Below are 20,418 nucleotides of genomic sequence, written 5' to 3' on the forward strand. Positions count from 1 at the left end.
CCTGACCCCATGCCGAACTCAGAAGTGAAACGCCGTAGCGCCGATGGTAGTGTGGGGTCTCCCCATGCGAGAGTAGGGAACTGCCAGGCATCAAACACAGAAGCCCTGAACGAAAGTTCAGGGCTTTTTTGTATGCATCAAAACCTTCAATGCCACCCAAAACCCCATTAAAAGTGCAGTTATAAAAAAGCCCCTGCTTTGCAGCAGAGGCGATTTTCAATCTCACTATCTGGGTATTAATGAATAACCTGCGACAGAAACGCACGCGTACGTTCTGATTTGGGGTTAGCGAAGAACTCCTGAGGTGGAGCTTCTTCCACAATTTCACCGCGATCCATAAAGATCACGCGGTCCGCCACGGTACGCGCAAATCCCATCTCATGGGTAACACACAGCATGGTCATGCCATCTTCTGCCAAGCCAATCATCGTATCGAGCACTTCTTTCACCATCTCAGGATCGAGCGCTGAAGTTGGCTCATCAAACAGCATAATTTTCGGCTTCATACAGAGTGAGCGGGCGATAGCCACGCGCTGCTGCTGGCCACCAGAAAGCTGGCCAGGAAACTTATGCGCATGCTCGGCAATACGCACACGCTGGAGGTAATGCATGGCCAACTCTTCCGCTTCTTTCTTCGGCATTTTGCGTACCCAAATCGGCGCCAGCGTACAGTTTTGCAGAACGGTAAGATGCGGGAAAAGATTGAAATGTTGGAAAACCATTCCTACTTCAGTGCGAACACGTTCAATATTGCGCACATCGTGATTGAGATGGATGCCATCTACCACGATGCGTCCTTGCTGATGTTCTTCGAGGTGGTTGATGCAACGAATTGTCGTCGATTTACCCGAGCCAGAAGGTCCGCATAATACGATACGTTCACGTGGTTTTACTTTTAAATTGATGTCTTTCAGTACATGGAACTGACCGTACCATTTGTTAACGTTTTCGAGTGTAATCATCATGGCATCAGCCGCATTAGTCATAGTTTGTGTCATGTTAAACCTCAGTGCGATGCACGCCCGGTGTGAAAACGCTTCTCCAGATACTGGCTATAGCGCGACATGCTAAAACAGAAAATCCAGTAAACCATGGCAGCAAACACATAGCCTTCTGTCGACATGCCCAACCAGGTTGGGTCGACGGTGGCTTGCTGCACGCTACTGAAGAGATCGAATAGGCCGATGATGATCACCAGGCTGGTATCTTTAAACAGCGCAATGATGGTGTTCACCAGGCCGGGAATGGTCATCTTGAGTGCCTGCGGTAAAATCACCAGCATCTGGGTTTTCCAGTAGCCCAGCGACAGCGATTCCGCAGCTTCATATTGGCCTTTCGGTAGCGCCTGCAAACCGCCACGCACCACTTCCGCGACATAAGCTGACTGGAACAAGATCACACCAACCAGTGCACGCACCAGTTTGTCGATGGTGGTGCCTTCCGCCATAAACAGCGGCAGCATCACCGATGACATAAACAGCACGGTGATCAGCGGTACACCACGCCAAAACTCAATGAAGATGATCGAAAGTGTACGCACCACCGGCATTTCTGAGCGGCGTCCCAGCGCCAGTAAAATCCCCAACGGCAGCGCGCCGGCAATCCCCACTGACGCGATAATCAGCGTCAATGTCAGGCCGCCCCACTGGCGAGTCTCTACGCGCTCTAAACCGAAATAGCCGCCATACATCAGGAACCAAACCACAATCGGATAGACCACCGCCCAGCAGGCGATATAGCGACCGCGACGCGGCATCGATTTGATGAACATCGGAATGATCGACAGTAAGCCGATGACCAGCGACAGATTGATGCGCCAGCGTAGCTCATGCGGATAGAGCCCGTACATAAACTGGCCAAAGCGTGCATGGATAAACACCCAACATGCGCCTTCTTTGGTGCAATCTGCGCGCGTCTCACCAATCCAGTTAGCCTGAAATACCAGCCAGTTCAGTGCCGGAGGAATCACATTCCAGATAAGCCAGATGCTGAACAATGTCAGCAGCGTATTCAGCCAACTGGAGAACAGATTTTTGCGTGCCCAGAGCCAAGCCTTACTGAGTGGATTGGTCGGAATCGGCGGTGTTTCATGTGTAGTAACAGACATAATGATCCCGTTCTCTTAACGCTCAACCAGCGCAATTTTGCGATTGTAGAGGTTCATCAGCAGTGAAATGATCAGGCTGATAATCAGGTAAACCGCCATGGTAATCGCGATTGTTTCAATCGCCTGACCGGTTTGGTTAAGCACGGTACCGGCAAATAGCGAAACCATGTCTGGATAGCCGATAGCGGCCGCCAGCGATGAGTTTTTCACGATATTCAGGTACTGGCTGGTCAATGGCGGGATAATCACACGCATGGCCTGCGGGATAATCACCTGACGCATGGTTACTGGATTAGGTAAACCGAGCGAACGTGCGGCTTCATTTTGACCATGCGGTACCGACTGAATACCGGAGCGAATCACTTCGGCGATGAACGACGAGGTATAAACCGACAGCGCGAGAGTCAACGCGGCGAGCTCGGGGATCATCACGAAACCGCCACGGAAGTTAAATCCACGCAGTTCCGGCACATCCCAATGCATGGCAACGCCAAACAGGGTATGAGCAATCAGCGGCAGTAACACCAGCAGCCCAACCGCAGCCGGCCAGGTGCGACGCAGTTGGCCAGTTTTTAACTGATGCTTGCGGTTGTAGCGGAACAGCGCCACGCAACCCAGCACCGCTAACGCCAGCGCTATCAGAAATGGCCAGGTGCCAGGCGCGTACTCGGGCCACGGGATATACAAACCGCGATTGCTGACGAATGCCAAATCAAAAGCGTTGAGTGCCTGACGCGGGCCGGGCAGGTTACGCAGTACCGCAAAGTACCAGAAAAAGATCTGCAGCAGCGGCGGGATATTACGGAAGGTCTCGATATAAATGGTTGAAAGCTTGCGCAGCAGCCAGTTCTCAGACAAGCGAGCCAGGCCAACGGCAAAGCCAAGGATCGAGGCGAATACAATACAGAGCGCGGAAACCAGCAGGGTATTGGTCAACCCCACCATAAACACGCGCGCGTAGGTGTCGCCTTCGGTGTAATCGATCAGGTGCTGGACAATGCCGAAGCCGGCACTGCGATCCAGAAACCCGAATCCGGAAGTGATGCCACGATTGGCCAGGTTGATTACGGTGTTGTGGATTAAATATCCCACCACAGCAAGCACGGCAACAATCGCGACGATCTGGTAAAGCCAGGCGCGAACCGTAGGATTACCGAACGAAAAATCCCTTTTTACGGTTGGGCGTTGCGACATGTTAAAACCTCAGTGAAGATTACGCGTGGGCACCGCAGGATGCGGTGCCCGACTGGCAGGACGGAATTAACGAACTGGCGGAGCGTACTGGATGCCGCCCGCATTCCACAGCGCATTCTGGCCGCGCTTAATTTTCAGTGCGCTGTCTTTACCGACGTTACGGTCGAACACTTCCTGATAGTTACCCACTTGTTTGATGATGTTGTAAGCCCACTTGTTATCGAGCTTCAGGTCTTTACCGAAGTCACCTTCCGCGCCCAGCAGATGTGCCATATCCGGCGTAGTTGGCTTGGCTACCATGTCATCGACATTTTTAGAGCTGATACCCATCTCTTCCGCGTTCAGCATGGCATACAGTGACCATTTAACGATGGTGAACCAATCGTCATCACCGCGACGCACAACCGGACCCAGCGGCTCTTTGGAGATCACTTCTGGCAGTACGATGAACTCGTCTGGCTTACCAAGTTTAATGCGCAGCGCATACAGCTGAGATTGGTCAGAAGCAAGGGTGTCGCAACGGCCGCTGTCGAGCGCTTTGGCGGATTCGTCAGAGCGGTCAAAGGTCACTGGCGTGTACTGCATTTTGTGGGTTTTGAAGTAGTCAGCCACGTTCAGCTCGGTATCAGTACCGGCCTGAATACACACGGTGGCACCATCCAACTCTTTAGCACTTTTCAGACCGGCTTTCTGGTGAGTCAAGAAGCCGATTCCATCGTAATAGTTCACGCCTGCAAACAGGAAGCCCATGCCGCCATCGCGCGATGAGGTCCATGTGGTGTTACGAGACAAGATGTCCACTTCGCCAGACTGCAGCGCGGTGAAGCGCTCTTTCGCGGTCAACGGGGTGTATTTCACTTTGGTTGCGTCGCCAAATACCGCTGCAGCGGCCGCGCGGCACACATCCACGTCAATACCGGTGAATTTGCCGTTAGAGTCAGCATAAGAGAAGCCTGGCAGGCCGTCACTGATGCCGCACTGTACAAAACCTTTCTTCTTAATGGCATCCAGCGTGGTGCCAGCGTGCGCTTGTTGAGCAACGGCTAACAGCGAGGCTGCAGCAACCAGAGTGGAAAGCATCATCTTTTTCATAAAGCATCCTGTGTGGCGATATCGTGTGTTGTTATGTTTGCGCGCACTTTAATGTGCGCTTTTTTCTGTCTGTGGTGGTTAGCCATCCACAACTCTGCAAACCTGATGCCAGGTTTGCAGAATCCTGAATTCTCTGGAAAGATCTTTTAATAAACTGAAGCACTCAGAAGATTCTGGCTAATATGGCGCACCAAAAGGCAGCATGACGAGACGACACGATCACAAATAGTGCAAAAAGTTTCACTATATGGAAGCAGTGTGAGCTAACGCTCAGGAGTGGATGTATGAGTTCGCACGCTTACGGCTGAAGCGGTTGATGATCACAGAGAGAGCGGGCTGAAGCGTGATGAAAGGATAAATAAGTGCGAAGTAAAATGGAGGAAAAGGCGTTGCTAAGAGGGGCGGGATATCACTGCGGCAATTGCAACTATCGTTACCATTATCGCGCCAATTGTTTCATGCGTTGCTAACGTCAGGAAATTACTCGTGATGCAGAAACAAAAACGCCAGCCGCAAGGCTGGCGTTATCGCAGCAACGAACAGATTAGTTCATGCCGTATTTTTTCAGCTTCTTACGCAGGGTACCGCGGTTGATACCCATCATCAGAGCTGCACGGGTCTGGTTGCCACGGGTGTACTGCATCACCATGTCCAACAGAGGCTGCTCGACTTCTGCCAATACCAGCTCATACAGGTCACTCACATCCTGACCGTTCAGTTGAGCAAAATAGTTCTTCAGTGACTGTTTAACCGAATCACGCAGTGGCTTTTGGGTCACCTGATCCTGAGAGTTAACGGTAGAAACGGTGAGTACGTCAGAATTTACGCGTTGTTCGAACATAGTTCTTTCAGCTCTTTATTTCGTTTACGCAAGATTTTCGAAGTATGCCTCCAACGCCTCCAGCTGTTCGCTGGCATCCTCTATGGCGTTGAATGTGCGCCGAAACTGGTCATCAGGAGCACTTTCCTGCAAATACCAGGAAACGTGTTTTCGGGCAATACGGTATCCTTTGCGCTGACCGTAAAAGTCGTGCAGCTCCCGTATGTGTCCAATCAGCATTTGCTTCACTTCAGCCAGCGGCTTCGGTGCCAGCAGCTCCCCTGTGTCCAGATAATGCTGGATTTCCCGGAAGATCCACGGTCTTCCCTGAGCGGCACGGCCAACCATAAGAGCATCGGCTCCGGTATAGTCGAGCACCGCTCTGGCTTTATGCGGGTCAGTAATGTCGCCATTCGCGATGATCGGAATGGAAACGCTCTGCTTAACTGTCCGAATGCTGTCGTATTCAGCAAATCCCTCAAACAAACAGGCGCGCGTGCGGCCATGAATGGTGAGAGCCTGAATGCCACAGCGTTCAGCCAATTGGGCAATCTCTACACAATTACGATTTTCTTTGTCCCAGCCGGTGCGAATCTTCAGCGTAACCGGTACATCCACTGCATTGACGACCGCGGTGAGAATCGACTCCACCAGTTGCGGATGTTGCAGCAGCGCTGAACCTGCCATCTTACGATTCACTTTTTTGGCCGGGCAGCCCATGTTGATATCGATAACCTGCGCGCCAGACGCCACATTAATGCGCGCGGCAGCAGCCATCTCATCAGGATCGCAACCGGCAATTTGCACGGCGCGGATACCAGGCTCGTCACTATGCACCATACGCAAACGGGATTTGTCACTGGCCCAAACTTCCGGGCTCGACGACAGCATCTCGGAGACAGTCATACCGGCGCCGTTCTCATAACACAGGGTGCGAAATGGCTTATCGGATACTCCGGCCATAGGCGCAGCAATGAGTCGATTACGTAGCTGATGTTGTCCAATGCGCATGAAAAAGAAGTGACCCTAACTGTTCGCAAGGCGGCGTATATTACGCATTTTTTAAAGAAGATGAAAGGCCAAACTTTGAACAATTCGCCGTTAGAGAACAGGGAAATCAACTTATCAGGCACAAGGAAAGGTATTAATCTTTATATTTCATATGATTAAAAAAATATGCTGAAATTGTGTACAAAAATTTTTCTCAAAACATGACCGAAATCACAACATAAAAACCGCCACTTCAGGTAATTAGCCAGAGAAATGACGGTTGTTTGATTATTAATTGTACTAATTTATAAGCGTAAGGGTTGTCAGATCATCATTCGACAATCAGTCGACCATGTAATGGTTGCAGGGGGCGATTATTACTGTTTTTCAGCGCCAGTTGGAAATCGTGCAACTGTGATTGTGAGAGCGTGACGGGATGCTTCATGACCAGCCAGCGTAAACCCTCGGTGCAGGGTGGAGTAGTGAGCGATCCACTAAAACGATAATAATGGCGATCCTCTGGGAAGAGAGGTTTTAAATCCATGCGCTGTTTAACGACCACTTCCTGATTTATCTGCTTAGGCATGGCAGCAATAATCGGATTGAGGGCGGTGTTCTCTTTCCCCACCTCGAACATCACGGCGATGACCGCTATTTCCCCATCTTCATTTGCGTGAACGAAATGCGCTTCGAACGGATAAGAGTGGCCGTCGATTTGATTCTCACTCGGGGTATGGAAATGATATTGCTTGAGGCGGAAGGTTTCGCCATCCAGCATAAAATCATCTTCATCATCCACGTTCACTTGCAGTGTGTGCCCGTTGTTGACCAGGTTTTCTGCTGCGGTGTGAAACTCTAGCTTAAGGGGCGGCAGTCGACCTTCGATGGTATGGCGAATATCAATTGGCGACTGAAACTTGCCGTTATTGCAGGTCTGGAAATCAGCAGAGAGTTCGGCCCAATGATCTGGACCAGCGCTGCCTTCATAGCTCCAGTGTGGTGCGGAAGGGGAAGAGGTTGCGTGCGCACCAATGCTGTAAGCCAACATTACGCTAAGTAAAAGGGAGGTTTTCATTCTCAATCTCAGTAATAAGAATACCGGCAAGCGGCGTGCCGCAGATATTACGTGGCGATGAGAAAATGACTACCCTGTAACCGACGTCACAGGGTAGAACCAGACCGGGCTTGGGTTATTCGACGATCACGCGACCATTCAGCGGTTGTACTGGACGGCTATTACCATGTTCTCCCAGTAAACTGGTGAACTTTTTCAGCTGTTCAGCCGATGCATAAACCGGTTGCTTAAGTACCAGCCAGCGTACGCCTTCGGTGCAGGGTGGCGTAGTGAGTGAACCGCTAAAGCGATAGTAGTGTTTATCGCCCGGAATTAATGCACTGAGGTTGAGAGAGTGCTTCAGGGCCATTTCCTTATTCACTTCTGCAGGCATTTCACGCAGGATTTCTGCCAGCGCAGGGTTTTCTGCGCCAGCTTCAAACATCACGCCAACCACAGCTAAATGACCATCCTTACTGGCATGAACAAAATGCGCCGCCATCGGATAGCGTTTGCCATCAATTAGGTTTTCACTAGGGGTATGGAAGTGGAATTGGCGCAGCGTAAAGTCTTCACCATCGAGCTTAAGGGCATCACCCTCTTTCACATTAATTTGGATGGTGTGGCCATTATTGACGATCGACTCTTTCCTGGCTTGATAGCTCAACGTAAGCGGCGGAAGCTGACCATTTACTGCCTGACGTATGTCGACAGGTGATTGATTTACGCCACTTTTGCAGGTCTGAAAGTCGGTGCTTAAATTGCCCCATTCAGCCGGAGCTTCATAAGACCAGGCGGTATCATGGGCATGCGTGTAGGAAGCCATGCTCGAAAGCAAAGCGAGTAAACAAAGTTTCTTTTTCATAGTCCATTACTTAAGCGATTTATCGACGTGTAATGCCACAAAGGCATTGCCAGCAGGGATAGCGCTATCGCCTGGAGCAGGATTGTAATGACTAATATGTAAAGAAACAGCAGTAGATCAGAAGCGCCTGAGGTTTGAGACTGGTCTCAAGCCAAATGGTTACATGCCAGGCATTTAGTGCGCTGGCATGGGGAATGAGATGATTAACGACGTACGCCAGTGATGCGGCACCACTCTTCTTTCTCGGCAACCGGATCAAGTTCAAATTGTTCGGCGTAGGCTGCACATACACCTTCCGCCTGGCTCGCTAATACCCCAGACAAACCAAGATGCCCACCCGCTTTTGGCAGTACGCTAATCAGCGGCGCCAATTCGCGCAGCGGACCGGCGAGGATGTTGGCGACCACCACGTCAGCCTGCAAGTTATCAGGCTGCTGATGAGGCAGATAAAGCGCCAGACGCTCAGAGACGCCATTACGTTCGGCATTATCGCGGCTGGCCTGAATCGCCTGCGGATCGATATCAATACCGATCGCCTGCGCTGCGCCTAATTTTAGTGCGGCAATAGCGAGAATGCCGGAGCCACAGCCAAAGTCGATCACCGTTTTGCCGTGCAGATCCAGGCCATCAAGCCAGGTCAAACACATCGACGTGGTGGGGTGCGTGCCGGTACCAAATGCAAGGCCCGGATCCAGCATCACATTGACGGCATCTGGATCCGGCACATCGCGCCAGCTTGGGCAGATCCACAGACGCTCACCGAAACGCATTGGGTGGAAGTTATCCATCCATTCACGTTCCCAATCTTTGTCTTCGATCTGCTCGATCTTATGGCAAAACGCGGATCCCAGCAGCGGGTGCTGACTTAACTCGGCCACCACATCGCTCATCTCGGTTTCAGCGTCGAACAGGCCGATGACATCAGTATCGCCCCAAAGCAGCGTTTCGCCTGGCAGCGGCTCATAAACCGGATTGTCGTGCGTATCCTGGAAAGTGACCGACACGGCGCCAACATCCATCAGCGCATCGCTCAGGGTTTCGGCGTTTTCGCCGGTGCTGTTAATTTTGATTTGAATCCAAGGCATAGCGTTTCTCTTTATTCCAGTGCCGCTGCATGCGTTGCAGGCGTGCGGCCAAACAGATTACCCACCAGGAAGGCCAGCAGGCTTAAGGTCAATGACGGAACGATTGGGTGGAAACCCCACCACTCAATTTTCAGGCTGGCAAGCAGCGTGTAGCATCCCGCGCCGACCAGCATGCCGCTGATCGCACCGGTAGAGTTGGCGCGCTCCCAATACAAGCCCAGCACCAGCGGCCACAGGAACACTGCTTCAAGGCCACCAAATGCCAGCAGATTCAGCCAGATAATCATATCGGGCGGATTCCACGCCGCCAGCAGCAGTAGCACGCCAAGCACGAAAGTGATAGTGCCTGACAGCATGCGCAGGCGCGCCTCATTTTCACTGTGCTGCGGTGCAATACGCAGGTAGAGATCTTTGATCAGCGTAGCGGAGGATTGCAGCAGCTGCGCGTTAATGGTCGACATAATGGCCGCCATTGGCGCCGCAAGAAATACGCCCGCCGCCATCGGCGGTAAAACGGTAATCATCAGCGTGGGGATCACGCGATCGGGGATGGTGAGATCGGGCAAAATCACGCGTCCCAGCGCACCGGCCAGATGCATGCCAAACATCAGGATCACCACCACAATAGTGCCGAGTACAATGCCACGATGCATCGCTTTACTGTCTTTATACGAAATACAGCGCACCGCAGTGTGGGGCAGGCCAATCACACCGAAACATACCAGCACCGCAAACGAGCTAAGGAAGGTTGGATTGATGACATTGCCAACGCCTTCCGGCGACGTCAGTTGTGGATCGATGTTATGCAGTTTGGTTACTGCGCTTTCCAGCCCGCCCGCCTGGTGAATTACCGCGAAGAGGAGCAGGAAGGTGCCGATCAGCATCACCATGCCTTGCATCGCATCGTTCAGCACGCTGGCGCGGAAGCCACCGAAAGCGGTGTAAAGCGCGATGGTGCCGCCGAAGATGAGCAGGCCGGTGTCGTAAGGAATACCCGCAGCGGTTTCCAGCAGACGCGCGCCACCGATGAACTGCACGGTCATCGCGCCAATAAACGCCACCAATAAACTGATACTGGAGAGCCAAATCAGCAACGTGCTGCCGTAGCGGCCATAAAGCATGTCGTTGAGCGTCACAGCATTGTAACGACGCGCCAGAATCGCGAATTTCTTGCCTAATACGCCAAGCGAAAGCCAGACGGCGGGCACCTGAATCATCGCCAGCAGCACCCAACCAAGACCATATTTATAGGCTGCGCCGGGGCCGCCAATGAATGAACTGGCGCTGATGTAAGTGGTGGTGATGGTCATGGCCAGCACAAAGCCGCCCATCGAACGGCTGCCGAGGAAGTATTCGCTCAGGAAGTTGCCCTGACGCTGCTTGCGCATCGCAAACACCGACAGTGCGGCGATCAGCACCAGATAGGCCAACAGCGGAAGAATGATTTCAGAGTCCATCGTTATCCTCCAGCGACATGTCGCGGAACAGCACACGCACCATCAGCCAGCACAACACAATAAACAGCAGCGGGGCGAACATGCACGAAAGCTCGAACCATCTTGGTAAGCCAAAGAAGCCGATCTCATTGCCGCCCAGCCAGGCAGAAAGTCCCCAAACGGCAAGGTAGGCCAGCGTCAGATAAAACGACCAGCGCGCCTCTTTGTTCGCTTGTAAAAAACGCCAATCCATTATGTAACCTCAAAGGCGACAAAAATGAAAAAGGCCGGAGTTAACCGGCCTCTGTCTTGCTCTGCGCTGCGATTACTTCTCTTGCAGGCCGAGTTTTTTCTCCAGATAGTGGATGTTAGTGCCACCCTGCTGGAAGTTTTCGTCGGACATGATTTTCATCTGCAGCTCAATGTTGGTCTTGATACCGTCGATGATCAGTTCCGCCAGCGCATTCTTCATGCGCGAGATTGCCACGTCACGGTTTTCACCGTAGGTAATCAGCTTACCAATCATGGAATCGTAGTACGGTGGCACGCTGTAACCGGCATAGATATGCGATTCCCAACGAACACCGAAGCCGCCCGGCGCGTGGAAGCGGGTGATCTTGCCTGGGCTTGGCAGGAAGGTATTCGGATCTTCGGCGTTAATACGACATTCCACCGCATGACCGCGAATCACCACGTCTTCCTGTTTAATCGATAGCGGCTGACCAGCAGCAATACGTAGCTGCTCTTTGATCAGATCGACACCGGTGATCATTTCAGTCACCGGATGCTCAACCTGAATACGGGTGTTCATCTCGATGAAGTAGAACTCACCGTTTTCGTACAGGAACTCGAACGTACCCGCACCGCGATAGCCGATGTCGATACAGGCTTTAGAGCAGCGCTCGCCGATGTAGCGACGCAGTTCCGGCGTAATGCCTGGCGCTGGTGCTTCTTCAACGACTTTCTGGTGACGACGCTGCATTGAGCAGTCACGTTCGGCCAGATAGATAGCGTTACCCTGGCCGTCGGCCAGCACCTGAATCTCGATGTGGCGTGGATTCTCGAGGTACTTCTCCATGTAAACCATGTCGTTGTTGAAAGCCGCTTTGGCTTCCGCTTTCGTCATGTTGATGGATTGCTCAAGATCCTTGTCGCTGCGTACGACGCGCATACCACGACCGCCGCCGCCGCCGGAAGCTTTGATGATCACCGGATAACCGATGCGCTTAGCGAAGGCACGGTTTTTTTCCATGTCGTCGGTCAGCGAGCCATCAGAACCTGGCACGGTTGGTACGCCGGCTTTCTTCATGGCGGTAATCGCAGACACTTTGTCGCCCATCAGGCGAATGGTGTCGGCTTTCGGGCCGATGAAGATAAAGCCTGAGCGCTCAACCTGCTCGGCGAAATCGGCGTTCTCAGAGAGGAAGCCGTAACCCGGGTGAATAGCGACCGCGCCGGTAATTTCAGCGGCGGAGATCAGTGCCGGGATGTTCAGGTAGCTTTTGACCGAAGGTGGCGGGCCAATGCAGACGGTTTCGTCCGCCAGCAGCACGTGCTTCAGGTCACGGTCCGCGGTGGAGTGCACGGCAACAGTCTTAATGCCCAGCTCTTTGCAGGCACGCAGAATGCGCAGCGCGATCTCACCACGGTTAGCAATGACAATTTTATCCAGCATGCTTCGCCTCGTTATTCGATGATGACCAGCGGCTCGTCAAATTCAACCGGTTGGCCGCTTTCGACCAGAATCGCCTTCACAACGCCGGATTTGTCGGCTTCGATCTGGTTCATCATTTTCATCGCTTCAACGATGCACAGGGTGTCGCCGGCATTCACTTTCTGGCCAACTTCAATGAAGGCTTTGGCGTCTGGGCTTGGGGTGCGATAGAAGGTACCCACCATCGGTGAACGCACGATGTGGCCACTGATTTCTGGTTTAGCGGCTTCTGCTGCAGCCGGTGCGGCAGGTGCCACAGCGGTCGCCAGCGCAGGCTGCTGCTGCATCATTGGCGCAGCATAAGCTTGCTGCATCATTGGGTAGCCGGCATTTGCAGGTGAACGGCTGATACGAACGGACTCTTCGCCCTCGGAGATTTCCAGCTCGGAGATGCCAGACTCTTCAACCAGTTCGATCAGTTTCTTAATTTTACGAATATCCATGAGTGTGGTTCCGTACTCTGTTTAATTGGAATGTGACAGGCGTTTTACTGCCGTTTGTAAAGCCCACGAGTATCCATCAGCGCCAAGTCCACAGATGACGCCGGCAGATACATCGGAAAGATAGGAGTGATGTCGGAACGGTTCGCGTGCATGCACGTTCGAGAGATGCACCTCAATAAAAGGAATGCTAACCGCCAACAGGGCATCACGCAGTGCAACGCTGGTATGCGTAAACGCAGCAGGATTGATGATGATGTAATCCACGTTGCCGCGGGCTTCGTGAATACGGTCAATCAACTGAAACTCTGCGTTCGATTGCAAATGACTCAATTTCACATGGTGCTGATCGGCCTGTTGCGTCAGATCGCCGACGATTTGCGCCAGCGTGGTGTGACCATACTTATCAGGCTCGCGCGTTCCCAGTAAATTCAGATTGGGACCGTTCAAAAGCAGTATGTGAAATTTGTGCGCCATCTTGCTGCTATCTCCTGCAATCAGTAAGGCATCGCGTAAAATACCGCGCCATCTTGCGTTTGTCACCCTTGAGGATGAAAAAGAAGACTTCGCTTGCAATAAAGCCGGGCATTATATCCGTTTCGTCGACATTCGCAGCAAAATACTGGTCTTATCTGCGAAGTTGATCGAATGCGGCCCGAAGGCCACACTTTTTAACAGATCTCGCGGGAGGAACACAACCGTGCGGGGATTATCTGGAGAGAAGTTTACGCAACTTATTGTAACGCCACGCTAACAGCGCAATGGTCAGCACAGCGTAGATGACCGGCTGCGGGGACAATACTTTCACAGACCAAAGATAGTGGATAGGCGCGAGGATCGCGACCAGATAGACGGCGTTATGCAGCGTTTGCCAGCGACGACCTAGTTTGCGCTGCATGCGTTGAAATGAGGTGATGGCGAGGGCGAAGAGGATAGTCCAGCTGATCATCCCCAGTAACAAATAAGGACGAGAAACCAACTCGCTGCCGAGTAAACGCAGATGATCGTAGCCAAGTTCCAGCAAGTAGTAGCTGGTGAGATGCAAACTAGCCCAGGCGAAACACCACACGCCGAGCAGGCGGCGCGTACGAATCAGCAGCGGCTGTTTCAGGTAGCGCGTTAATGGGCTGACCAGCAGCGTGGCAAGCAGCAACTTCAGCGCCATTCTGCCGGTAAAATGCTGGATATCTTTCGCCGGATCGGCGCTCAGCCAGCCCTGACTCGCCGCCATAAACAGATAAACAAACGGCAGAAAAGCCGCCAGATGCAGCACGACTTTTAACGCGGTAATGTGGCGTAAAGTGAGGCGCACTTAATAGTTCTCCCGTAAATCCAGCCCGCGATACAGTGAAGCCACTTCTTTCGCGTAGCCGTTGAACAGCAGCGTAGGTTGGCGATCAACCTTCAGAATGCCGCCCGCGCCAATAAAGCGTTCGGTAGCCTGCGACCAGCGCGGATGATTCACATGCGGGTTCACATTGGCATAGAAACCGTACTCATTGGCGGCGATCTGGCTCCAGGTGGTTGGCGGACGATCGTGCGTCAGCGTGATTTTCACAATCGATTTAATCCCTTTGAAGCCATATTTCCACGGCACCGTCAGGCGAATCGGCGCACCATTCTGCGGCGGCAGCGCTTTGCCATATACGCCGGTACTCAGCAGCGTCAGCGGATGCATCGCTTCATCAAGCCGCAAGCCTTCTACATAGGGATAATCCAGCCCGCCGCCGATAAAGCGATCTTTCTGACCGGGCATTTGGTCAGGTGCATACAGCGTTTCAAACGCCACATAGCGTGCATTGCTGGTGGGTTCAGCCAGTTTTAGCAGCTTGTTGAGCTCGAAGCCGACCCACGGAATCACCATCGACCAGGCTTCGACGCAGCGCATGCGATAGATGCGCTGTTCCATCGCGAAACGCTTGAAGATGTCATCCATATCCAGCGTGATCGGTTTGGCAACTTCTCCTTCAATGCGCAGTTTCCATGGATCGGTTTTAAGCGTGCCAGCATTGGCGGCAGGATCGGCTTTATCCAGACCAAATTCATAGAAGTTATTGTATCCCGACACCTTATCAAACGGTGTGAGCGGCAAATCGGCCTGCCATTCGGCCGGTTTAGTGAAATCTAAGTCTCTGCCAGCTGGCGCGGGCGGGCGGTTATTGCCTTTAAACCAGCTCAGCACATCGGCTTGCGCCGTGCCTGGCAAACTGGCTGCTGCTGCGCCTAATCCCAACGCTTTCAGCACCTGACGGCGGCGCATATTAAAGACGCTTTCTGGCGTGACGTCGGCTTCTGTGAGCAAGTGCTTCAGGTTCATGACGTTCTCCTGTGAATAGTAAGTTATAACCAGCATGCTCAACTTAAGCGTCAGGCGCGAACTTGCGGGGAAAAATGTGAAATTTCCTGGCAAAACACACTCTTTGAGAATAGGACGAAAAAGCCCGTAGCAAAGTCAGGCCATCACGGTTTAACGCTATACTCGCGCCGTAGCGCTTATCAAGCTGTGTTATGTGCGATTTTGATGCCAGTCTGGCGCTGAATCACACCTTGATTTGTGCTATTTTGCTCAGGTTTGCGCAAGTGGTCAGAGTGGCGCCAACGGATTAACACCGTTCATAACCGCAGTGATGCAGGCACAGGGATGCGATTAACAACTAAATTTTCTGCGTTTATTACCTTATTAAGCTTACTAGCGATGATATTGATGCTGGTGGGCTGCGCTTTTAGTTTTATCTGGCTCTCGCAGCAACGTGTGGAAACGCGCATGCAAACGCTGGCGACGGAAGTGGATAAAGCCCTGGCTTCACAATCGCCGCAGGAGATCACACAGTGGCTGACGCGCATGATGCCGGTGGTCAATGCCGAACAGATGCAGTTGCTGAATGGCGATACCTTAGTGTTCAGTTTAGCCCGCCACGAAAATCCGATGTTAGAGGATGAGCCCAATCGCTTTGTGCAGTTCGATTTGCCACTGACGCATTCGCCGGGCCTTGAACTGCGCGTAGTGGTGCTCGATCCCGCCAAAACCCTGTTTCGCTCCTTTACCGGCACTTATACGCTGGTGGTCCTGTTTACTGTCGTCGCTATCATGTGTGTGCTGCTGGTTATGACCAACCGCTGGCTCAATAGGCGCTGGCACAATATGGAACAACTAGAAGCGCGCGCCGATCGCATTCTGGCCGGGGAACGCCGCTCGCCGGATGAGCATGCAGCGGAATGGCCGCCGAAAGCCAGTCGCGCCATCGATACGCTTCTGGGCGATTTACAGGAAGCGGGCGAGCAGCGTTTACGTATAGATACCTTAATTCGCACCTTTGCGGCGCAGGATCCGCGTACCGGTCTCAACAATCGCTTGTTCTTCGATAACCAGTTGGCGACGTTGCTGGAAGATCAGGAAGATGTCGGCACGCACGGCGTGGTGATGATGGTGCGCCTGCCGGATCTCGATACGCTGCACGAAACCCTCGGCCCAACGCTGGTGGAAGAGTATCTGTTTGACCTGATTAATATGCTGTCGACCTTTGTGCTGCGCTATCCAGGCGCATTGCTGGCACGTTACTTCCGCAGTGATTTCGCCGTCTTGCTGCCGCATCGCACTTTAAAAGAAGCCAACAGCATTGCCGACCAACTGATCAATGCCGTCGATTCACTGCCGCCGATGCGCATGGTCGATCGCGATGATTTGATCCACATCGGCATCAGCGCGTGGCGCAGCGGACAAAGTGTCTCGCAGGTGATGGAAAATGTAGAGATGGCCACGCGGCGTGCGGCATTGCAGGGCGGCAATAGTTGGTCGGTTGGCGAGGGCAATACGCTGGACATGGGGCGCGGCAGCGTGCGCTGGCGGACCTTGCTGGAGAACACGCTCAATCGTGGTGGCCCGCGAATGTACCAAAAGCCGGCGGTGCTGCTGGATGGAAAAGTCCATCATCGCGAATTACTGACGCGCGTGTTCGATGGCGACAAAGAAGTGGTGTCGGCGGAGTTTATGCCGCTGGTGTTGCAGCTGGGTATGACCGATAGCTGGGATCGCCAACTGGTGACGCGCATTGCAGCGCTCTCTGAAATGTGGCCGGATGAAACCCTGGCACTACCAGTGAATATTGACTCGCTGTTGCAGCGGCCTTTCCAGCGCTGGCTGCAAAAACTGCTGCTGCAGTGCAGCAAATCGCAAAGAAAACGTTTTTTATTTGAACTTGCTGAGGCCGATGTTTGTCAACACATCAGCCGTTTAGTGCCGGTTTTCCATATGTTAACGGCATTTGGCTGTCGCATTGCGGCGGATCAGGCCGGATTGACGGTGGTGAGCAGCGCTTATATCAAGCAATTCCCGATTGAAGTGATTAAACTTGCGCCGGGTTTGGTACGCAACATTGAGCGACGTACCGAGAACCAGCTGTTTGTGCAGAGTTTGCTGGAAGTGTGTAAGTCATCACCAACGCAGGTTTTCGCCGCTGGCGTGCGTACGCGCGCGGAGTGGCAAACGCTGTCGGGATTGGGTGTTTCTGGCGGGCAGGGCGATTTCTTTGCGCCCTCGTTGCCGGTCAACAGTAATGTAAAGAAACACTCGCAACGTTATCGAATTTAAACCTTCAGCGCGCGAAGTGCGGGCTGAAGGCTGTTTTTATCGCTTATTAGTGCCGGAGCGCGCGATGCTGGCGGCTGGAAATGTTAGATTTTATGTCGAAATTTGCCCGCTATCGCCGGGAGAATTTAGGTTAAAACGGCGTGTTAACGCCATTTAACTGCGGCTAAAGACCCTACGATCAGGCCAAAAAAGTATTCAGCGTATTTTTTCACCGAAGCAGAACGTTTTTGCGCCTTGTAGCGGCTTCGCGTGGTTGGTAAAGTAGGCGGATTTTATTTTCCGCCCCCAGCTTGCAGGATTATCCCTTAGTATGTTTAAAAAATTTCGTGGCATGTTTTCCAATGACTTGTCCATTGACCTGGGTACCGCGAATACCCTGATTTACGTGAAAGGACAAGGCATCGTGTTGAACGAGCCTTCTGTGGTTGCCATTCGTCAGGATCGTGCCGGCTCCCCAAAGAGCGTAGCGGCTGTCGGTCATGACGCTAAGCAGATGCTTGGCCGTACGCCGGGCAACATCGCTGCTATCCGTCCTATGAAAGATGGCGTTATCGCCGACTTCTTCGTCACCGAAAAAATGCTGCAGCACTTCATTAAGCAAGTGCATAGCAACAGCTTTATGCGTCCAAGCCCACGTGTGCTGGTCTGCGTACCGGTGGGTGCGACCCAGGTTGAGCGTCGTGCCATTCGTGAATCTGCACAGGGTGCAGGCGCGCGTGAAGTCTTCCTGATTGAAGAGCCAATGGCTGCGGCGATTGGTGCAGGTCTGCCGGTTTCTGAAGCAACCGGTTCGATGGTGGTTGATATCGGTGGTGGTACCACTGAAGTAGCAGTGATCTCGCTGAACGGCGTGGTTTACTCCTCTTCTGTGCGTATTGGTGGTGACCGCTTCGATGAAGCTATTATTAATTATGTCCGCCGCAACTACGGTTCACTGATCGGTGAAGCGACTGCGGAGCGCATCAAGCACGGCATCGGCTCTGCTTATCCGGGCGATGAAGTGCACGAGATTGAAGTGCGCGGCCGTAACCTGGCAGAAGGTGTGCCACGTGGCTTTACACTGAACTCGAACGAGATTCTTGAAGCGCTGCAGGAACCGCTGACCGGTATCGTGAGCGCGGTGATGGTTGCACTGGAACAGTGCCCGCCAGAGCTGGCTTCTGACATCTCCGAGCGCGGCATGGTGCTGACCGGTGGTGGCGCATTGCTGCGTAACCTCGATCGCCTGCTGATGGAAGAGACCGGTATTCCGGTGGTCGTGGCAGAAGATCCGCTGACCTGCGTAGCACGCGGCGGTGGTAAAGCATTGGAAATGATCGACATGCATGGCGGCGATTTGTTCAGCGAGGAGTAATTCCTCAACGGCTAAGGCCCTGGTCAAATTGCGCAGGGAATAGCGCCTATGCTGACGCTGCTGCTGCAACGCACGACGGCGAGATGCGTCCAGCCCTGGAGGCGTTGGCTATACGGCTAACGCTTCTTCCCTGATGTCGAGGAACACGCAGAATTTATGAAGCCGATTTTTAGCAGGGGACCTTCCCTGCAGTTGCGCCTCTTTCTGGCAGTCATTGTGGCTATCGCGATTATTATCGCTGATAGCCGCGTGAGCTCCTTTTCCCAGATTCGCAACTACCTGGACACGTCGGTCAGTCCATTTTATTTTTTGGCCAACGGGCCAAGACAACTTCTTGATGGCGTTTCCGAAACGCTGGCGTCACGTCAGCAATTGGAGCTGGAAAATAAAGCACTGCGCCGTGAGCTCTTCCTGAAAAACAGTGACTTGCTGATGCTGGGGCAATATAAGCAGGAAAACGCGCGTCTGCGCGAACTGCTTGGCTCGCCGCTGCGCCAGGATGAGCACAAGATGGTGACGCAGGTGATCTCCACCGGCACCGATCCTTATACCGATCAAGTGGTTATCGACAAAGGCAGCGTAAACGGTGTTTACGAAGGCCAGCCGGTTATCAGTGATAAAGGGGTTGTTGGTCAGGTGGTTGCAGTCGGTCAGGTTACCAGCCGCGTATTGCTGATTTGCGATGCATCGCATGCATTGCCGATTCAGGTGTTGCGTAACGATATTCGCGTGATTGCCGCCGGTAATGGCTGCAGCGAAGATCTGCAGCTGGAACATCTGCCGGGCAACACCGATATCCGCGTGGGCGATGTGCTGGTTACGTCTGGCCTGGGCGGCCGCTTCCCGGAAGGTTATCCGGTTGGCGTGGTCTCCTCGGTGAAAGTCGATACGCAGCGTGCTTACACGGTGATTCAGGCGCGTCCAGCGGCTGGCTTGCAGCGTTTGCGCTATCTGTTGCTGCTGTGGGGCGCAGATCGCAACGGCGTAGCACCCATGGCGCCGGACGAAGTGCATCGCGTTGCCAACGAACGTTTGATGCAGATGATGCCGCAGGTTCTGCCGCCAGCAGGCGAAATGGGCCCACCGGCACCGGACACCTTGCAGTCATCGCAGCAAATGGGGCCACCGCAACCCGCTAATAGCAGTCGTTCGCAAGGGAATTCTGCGAACACACGCGGAGGCCAGCCTTGAGTCGATATCGCAGCCAGGGCCGATGGGTTATCTGGCTGTCCTTTCTGATTGCCCTCATCCTGCAAATCATGCCGTGGCCGGAACAGATCTTCATGTTCCGGCCTTCATGGCTGTTGCTGATCCTGATTTACTGGGTGCTGGCGCTGCCGCATCGGGTGAATGTTGGTACCGGTTTTTTCCTCGGTGGCATCATGGATCTGGTAGCAGGTTCAACGCTGGGCGTGCGTGCGCTGGCATTTAGCATCATCGCGTATCTGGTGGCCTTTAAATTTCAGTTATTCCGAAACTTAGCGTTGTGGCAGCAGGCATTAATGGTTATGGTGCTGTCCCTTGCGGTGGATGTGATTGTTTTCTGGGCAGAATTCCTGGTTATCAACGTCTCTTTCCGCCCGGAAATCTTCTGGAGTAGTGTGGTCGACGGCGTCCTGTGGCCTTGGCTATTCTTATTGATGAGAAAGATTCGCCGTCAATTCGCTGTTCAGTAAGGA

General features: G+C 53.0%; 20 protein-coding genes and 1 rRNA gene. 5 read left to right on the forward strand and 16 right to left on the reverse strand.

Features of this window, described 5'->3' with window-relative positions:
* Positions 1 to 89 (forward strand): 5S ribosomal RNA (gene rrf / locus FHW71_RS13500); the annotation flags it as partial.
* A gap of 147 nt (positions 90 to 236) precedes the next feature.
* Here rrf and FHW71_RS13505 read toward each other — a convergent pair.
* From FHW71_RS13505 to msrP, 16 genes are all read right to left on the reverse strand, one after another.
* On the reverse strand, positions 237 to 998 hold the full coding sequence (locus FHW71_RS13505) for an amino acid ABC transporter ATP-binding protein (RefSeq protein WP_061720213.1): 762 nt from the start codon (positions 996 to 998) through the stop codon (positions 237 to 239).
* Between the two features lie 8 nt (positions 999 to 1,006).
* On the reverse strand, positions 1,007 to 2,107 hold the full coding sequence (locus FHW71_RS13510) for an amino acid ABC transporter permease (protein ID WP_061720212.1): 1,101 nt from the start codon (positions 2,105 to 2,107) through the stop codon (positions 1,007 to 1,009).
* Between the two features lie 15 nt (positions 2,108 to 2,122).
* A complete protein-coding gene (locus tag FHW71_RS13515) occupies positions 2,123 to 3,301 on the reverse strand; it encodes an amino acid ABC transporter permease (RefSeq protein WP_008105973.1) in 1,179 nt (392 codons plus the stop codon).
* A 66-nt stretch (positions 3,302 to 3,367) separates the two neighbouring features.
* Entirely contained in the window at positions 3,368 to 4,393 is a 1,026-nt protein-coding gene (locus FHW71_RS13520; RefSeq protein WP_008105971.1) for an amino acid ABC transporter substrate-binding protein, read from the reverse strand.
* Between the two features lie 544 nt (positions 4,394 to 4,937).
* Positions 4,938 to 5,234, reverse strand: coding sequence for a DNA-binding transcriptional regulator Fis (gene fis, locus FHW71_RS13525; RefSeq protein WP_007891954.1), 297 nt, complete (start codon positions 5,232 to 5,234; stop codon positions 4,938 to 4,940).
* A gap of 24 nt (positions 5,235 to 5,258) precedes the next feature.
* Positions 5,259 to 6,224 carry a tRNA dihydrouridine synthase DusB gene (gene dusB / locus FHW71_RS13530; protein WP_179452022.1) on the reverse strand — a complete coding sequence of 322 codons (966 nt, stop codon included), beginning with the start codon at positions 6,222 to 6,224 and terminating at the stop codon, positions 5,259 to 5,261.
* A 310-nt stretch (positions 6,225 to 6,534) separates the two neighbouring features.
* On the reverse strand, positions 6,535 to 7,278 hold the full coding sequence (locus tag FHW71_RS13535) for a carbonic anhydrase family protein (protein ID WP_179452023.1): 744 nt from the start codon (positions 7,276 to 7,278) through the stop codon (positions 6,535 to 6,537).
* Positions 7,279 to 7,393: 115 nt separating this feature from the next.
* Positions 7,394 to 8,122, reverse strand: a complete 729-nt coding sequence (locus FHW71_RS13540) for a carbonic anhydrase family protein (RefSeq protein WP_179452024.1) — start codon at positions 8,120 to 8,122, stop codon at positions 7,394 to 7,396.
* 203 nt (positions 8,123 to 8,325) lie between these two features.
* Positions 8,326 to 9,207, reverse strand: coding sequence for a 50S ribosomal protein L11 methyltransferase (prmA, locus tag FHW71_RS13545; protein WP_179452025.1), 882 nt, complete (start codon positions 9,205 to 9,207; stop codon positions 8,326 to 8,328).
* Positions 9,208 to 9,218: 11 nt separating this feature from the next.
* Positions 9,219 to 10,664, reverse strand: a complete 1,446-nt coding sequence (panF, locus tag FHW71_RS13550; RefSeq protein ID WP_179452026.1) for a sodium/pantothenate symporter — start codon at positions 10,662 to 10,664, stop codon at positions 9,219 to 9,221.
* Positions 10,654 to 10,896, reverse strand: coding sequence for a YhdT family protein (locus tag FHW71_RS13555; RefSeq protein WP_179452027.1), 243 nt, complete (start codon positions 10,894 to 10,896; stop codon positions 10,654 to 10,656). The genes panF and FHW71_RS13555 overlap by 11 nt, the downstream gene beginning before the upstream one ends.
* 72 nt (positions 10,897 to 10,968) lie before the next feature.
* Positions 10,969 to 12,318 (reverse strand): acetyl-CoA carboxylase biotin carboxylase subunit, encoded by a 1,350-nt coding sequence (accC, locus tag FHW71_RS13560; RefSeq protein WP_008101999.1) that lies wholly within the window; start codon positions 12,316 to 12,318, stop codon positions 10,969 to 10,971.
* 11 nt (positions 12,319 to 12,329) lie between these two features.
* On the reverse strand, positions 12,330 to 12,800 hold the full coding sequence (accB, locus tag FHW71_RS13565; protein ID WP_008101997.1) for an acetyl-CoA carboxylase biotin carboxyl carrier protein: 471 nt from the start codon (positions 12,798 to 12,800) through the stop codon (positions 12,330 to 12,332).
* Positions 12,801 to 12,821: 21 nt separating this feature from the next.
* Positions 12,822 to 13,274, reverse strand: a complete 453-nt coding sequence (aroQ, locus tag FHW71_RS13570) for a type II 3-dehydroquinate dehydratase (protein ID WP_007891972.1) — start codon at positions 13,272 to 13,274, stop codon at positions 12,822 to 12,824.
* Between the two features lie 232 nt (positions 13,275 to 13,506).
* Positions 13,507 to 14,109 carry a protein-methionine-sulfoxide reductase heme-binding subunit MsrQ gene (gene msrQ, locus FHW71_RS13575; protein ID WP_179452028.1) on the reverse strand — a complete coding sequence of 201 codons (603 nt, stop codon included), beginning with the start codon at positions 14,107 to 14,109 and terminating at the stop codon, positions 13,507 to 13,509.
* Positions 14,110 to 15,114: a protein-methionine-sulfoxide reductase catalytic subunit MsrP gene (gene msrP, locus FHW71_RS13580; protein WP_008101993.1), complete on the reverse strand. Its 1,005-nt coding sequence runs from the start codon at positions 15,112 to 15,114 to the stop codon at positions 14,110 to 14,112. It abuts the gene before it with no gap.
* A 324-nt stretch (positions 15,115 to 15,438) separates the two neighbouring features.
* Between msrP and csrD the strand changes: the two genes are divergently transcribed.
* The 4 genes from csrD to mreD all read left to right on the forward strand — a co-directional run bounded on the left by csrD (position 15,439) and on the right by mreD (position 20,415).
* Positions 15,439 to 17,385, forward strand: a complete 1,947-nt coding sequence (csrD, locus tag FHW71_RS13585; RefSeq protein ID WP_179452029.1) for an RNase E specificity factor CsrD — start codon at positions 15,439 to 15,441, stop codon at positions 17,383 to 17,385.
* Between the two features lie 310 nt (positions 17,386 to 17,695).
* Positions 17,696 to 18,739, forward strand: coding sequence for a rod shape-determining protein MreB (gene mreB, locus FHW71_RS13590; protein WP_007891976.1), 1,044 nt, complete (start codon positions 17,696 to 17,698; stop codon positions 18,737 to 18,739).
* Between the two features lie 156 nt (positions 18,740 to 18,895).
* On the forward strand, positions 18,896 to 19,930 hold the full coding sequence (gene mreC / locus FHW71_RS13595) for a rod shape-determining protein MreC (RefSeq protein ID WP_008101989.1): 1,035 nt from the start codon (positions 18,896 to 18,898) through the stop codon (positions 19,928 to 19,930).
* Positions 19,927 to 20,415, forward strand: a complete 489-nt coding sequence (gene mreD / locus FHW71_RS13600) for a rod shape-determining protein MreD (protein WP_008101987.1) — start codon at positions 19,927 to 19,929, stop codon at positions 20,413 to 20,415. The genes mreC and mreD overlap by 4 nt, the downstream gene beginning before the upstream one ends.
* Positions 20,416 to 20,418 lie beyond the last annotated feature (3 nt).

The organism is Enterobacter sp. Sphag1F, from assembly GCF_014193275.1.
Classification (GTDB): Bacteria; Pseudomonadota; Gammaproteobacteria; order Enterobacterales; family Enterobacteriaceae; genus Pantoea; species Pantoea symbiotica.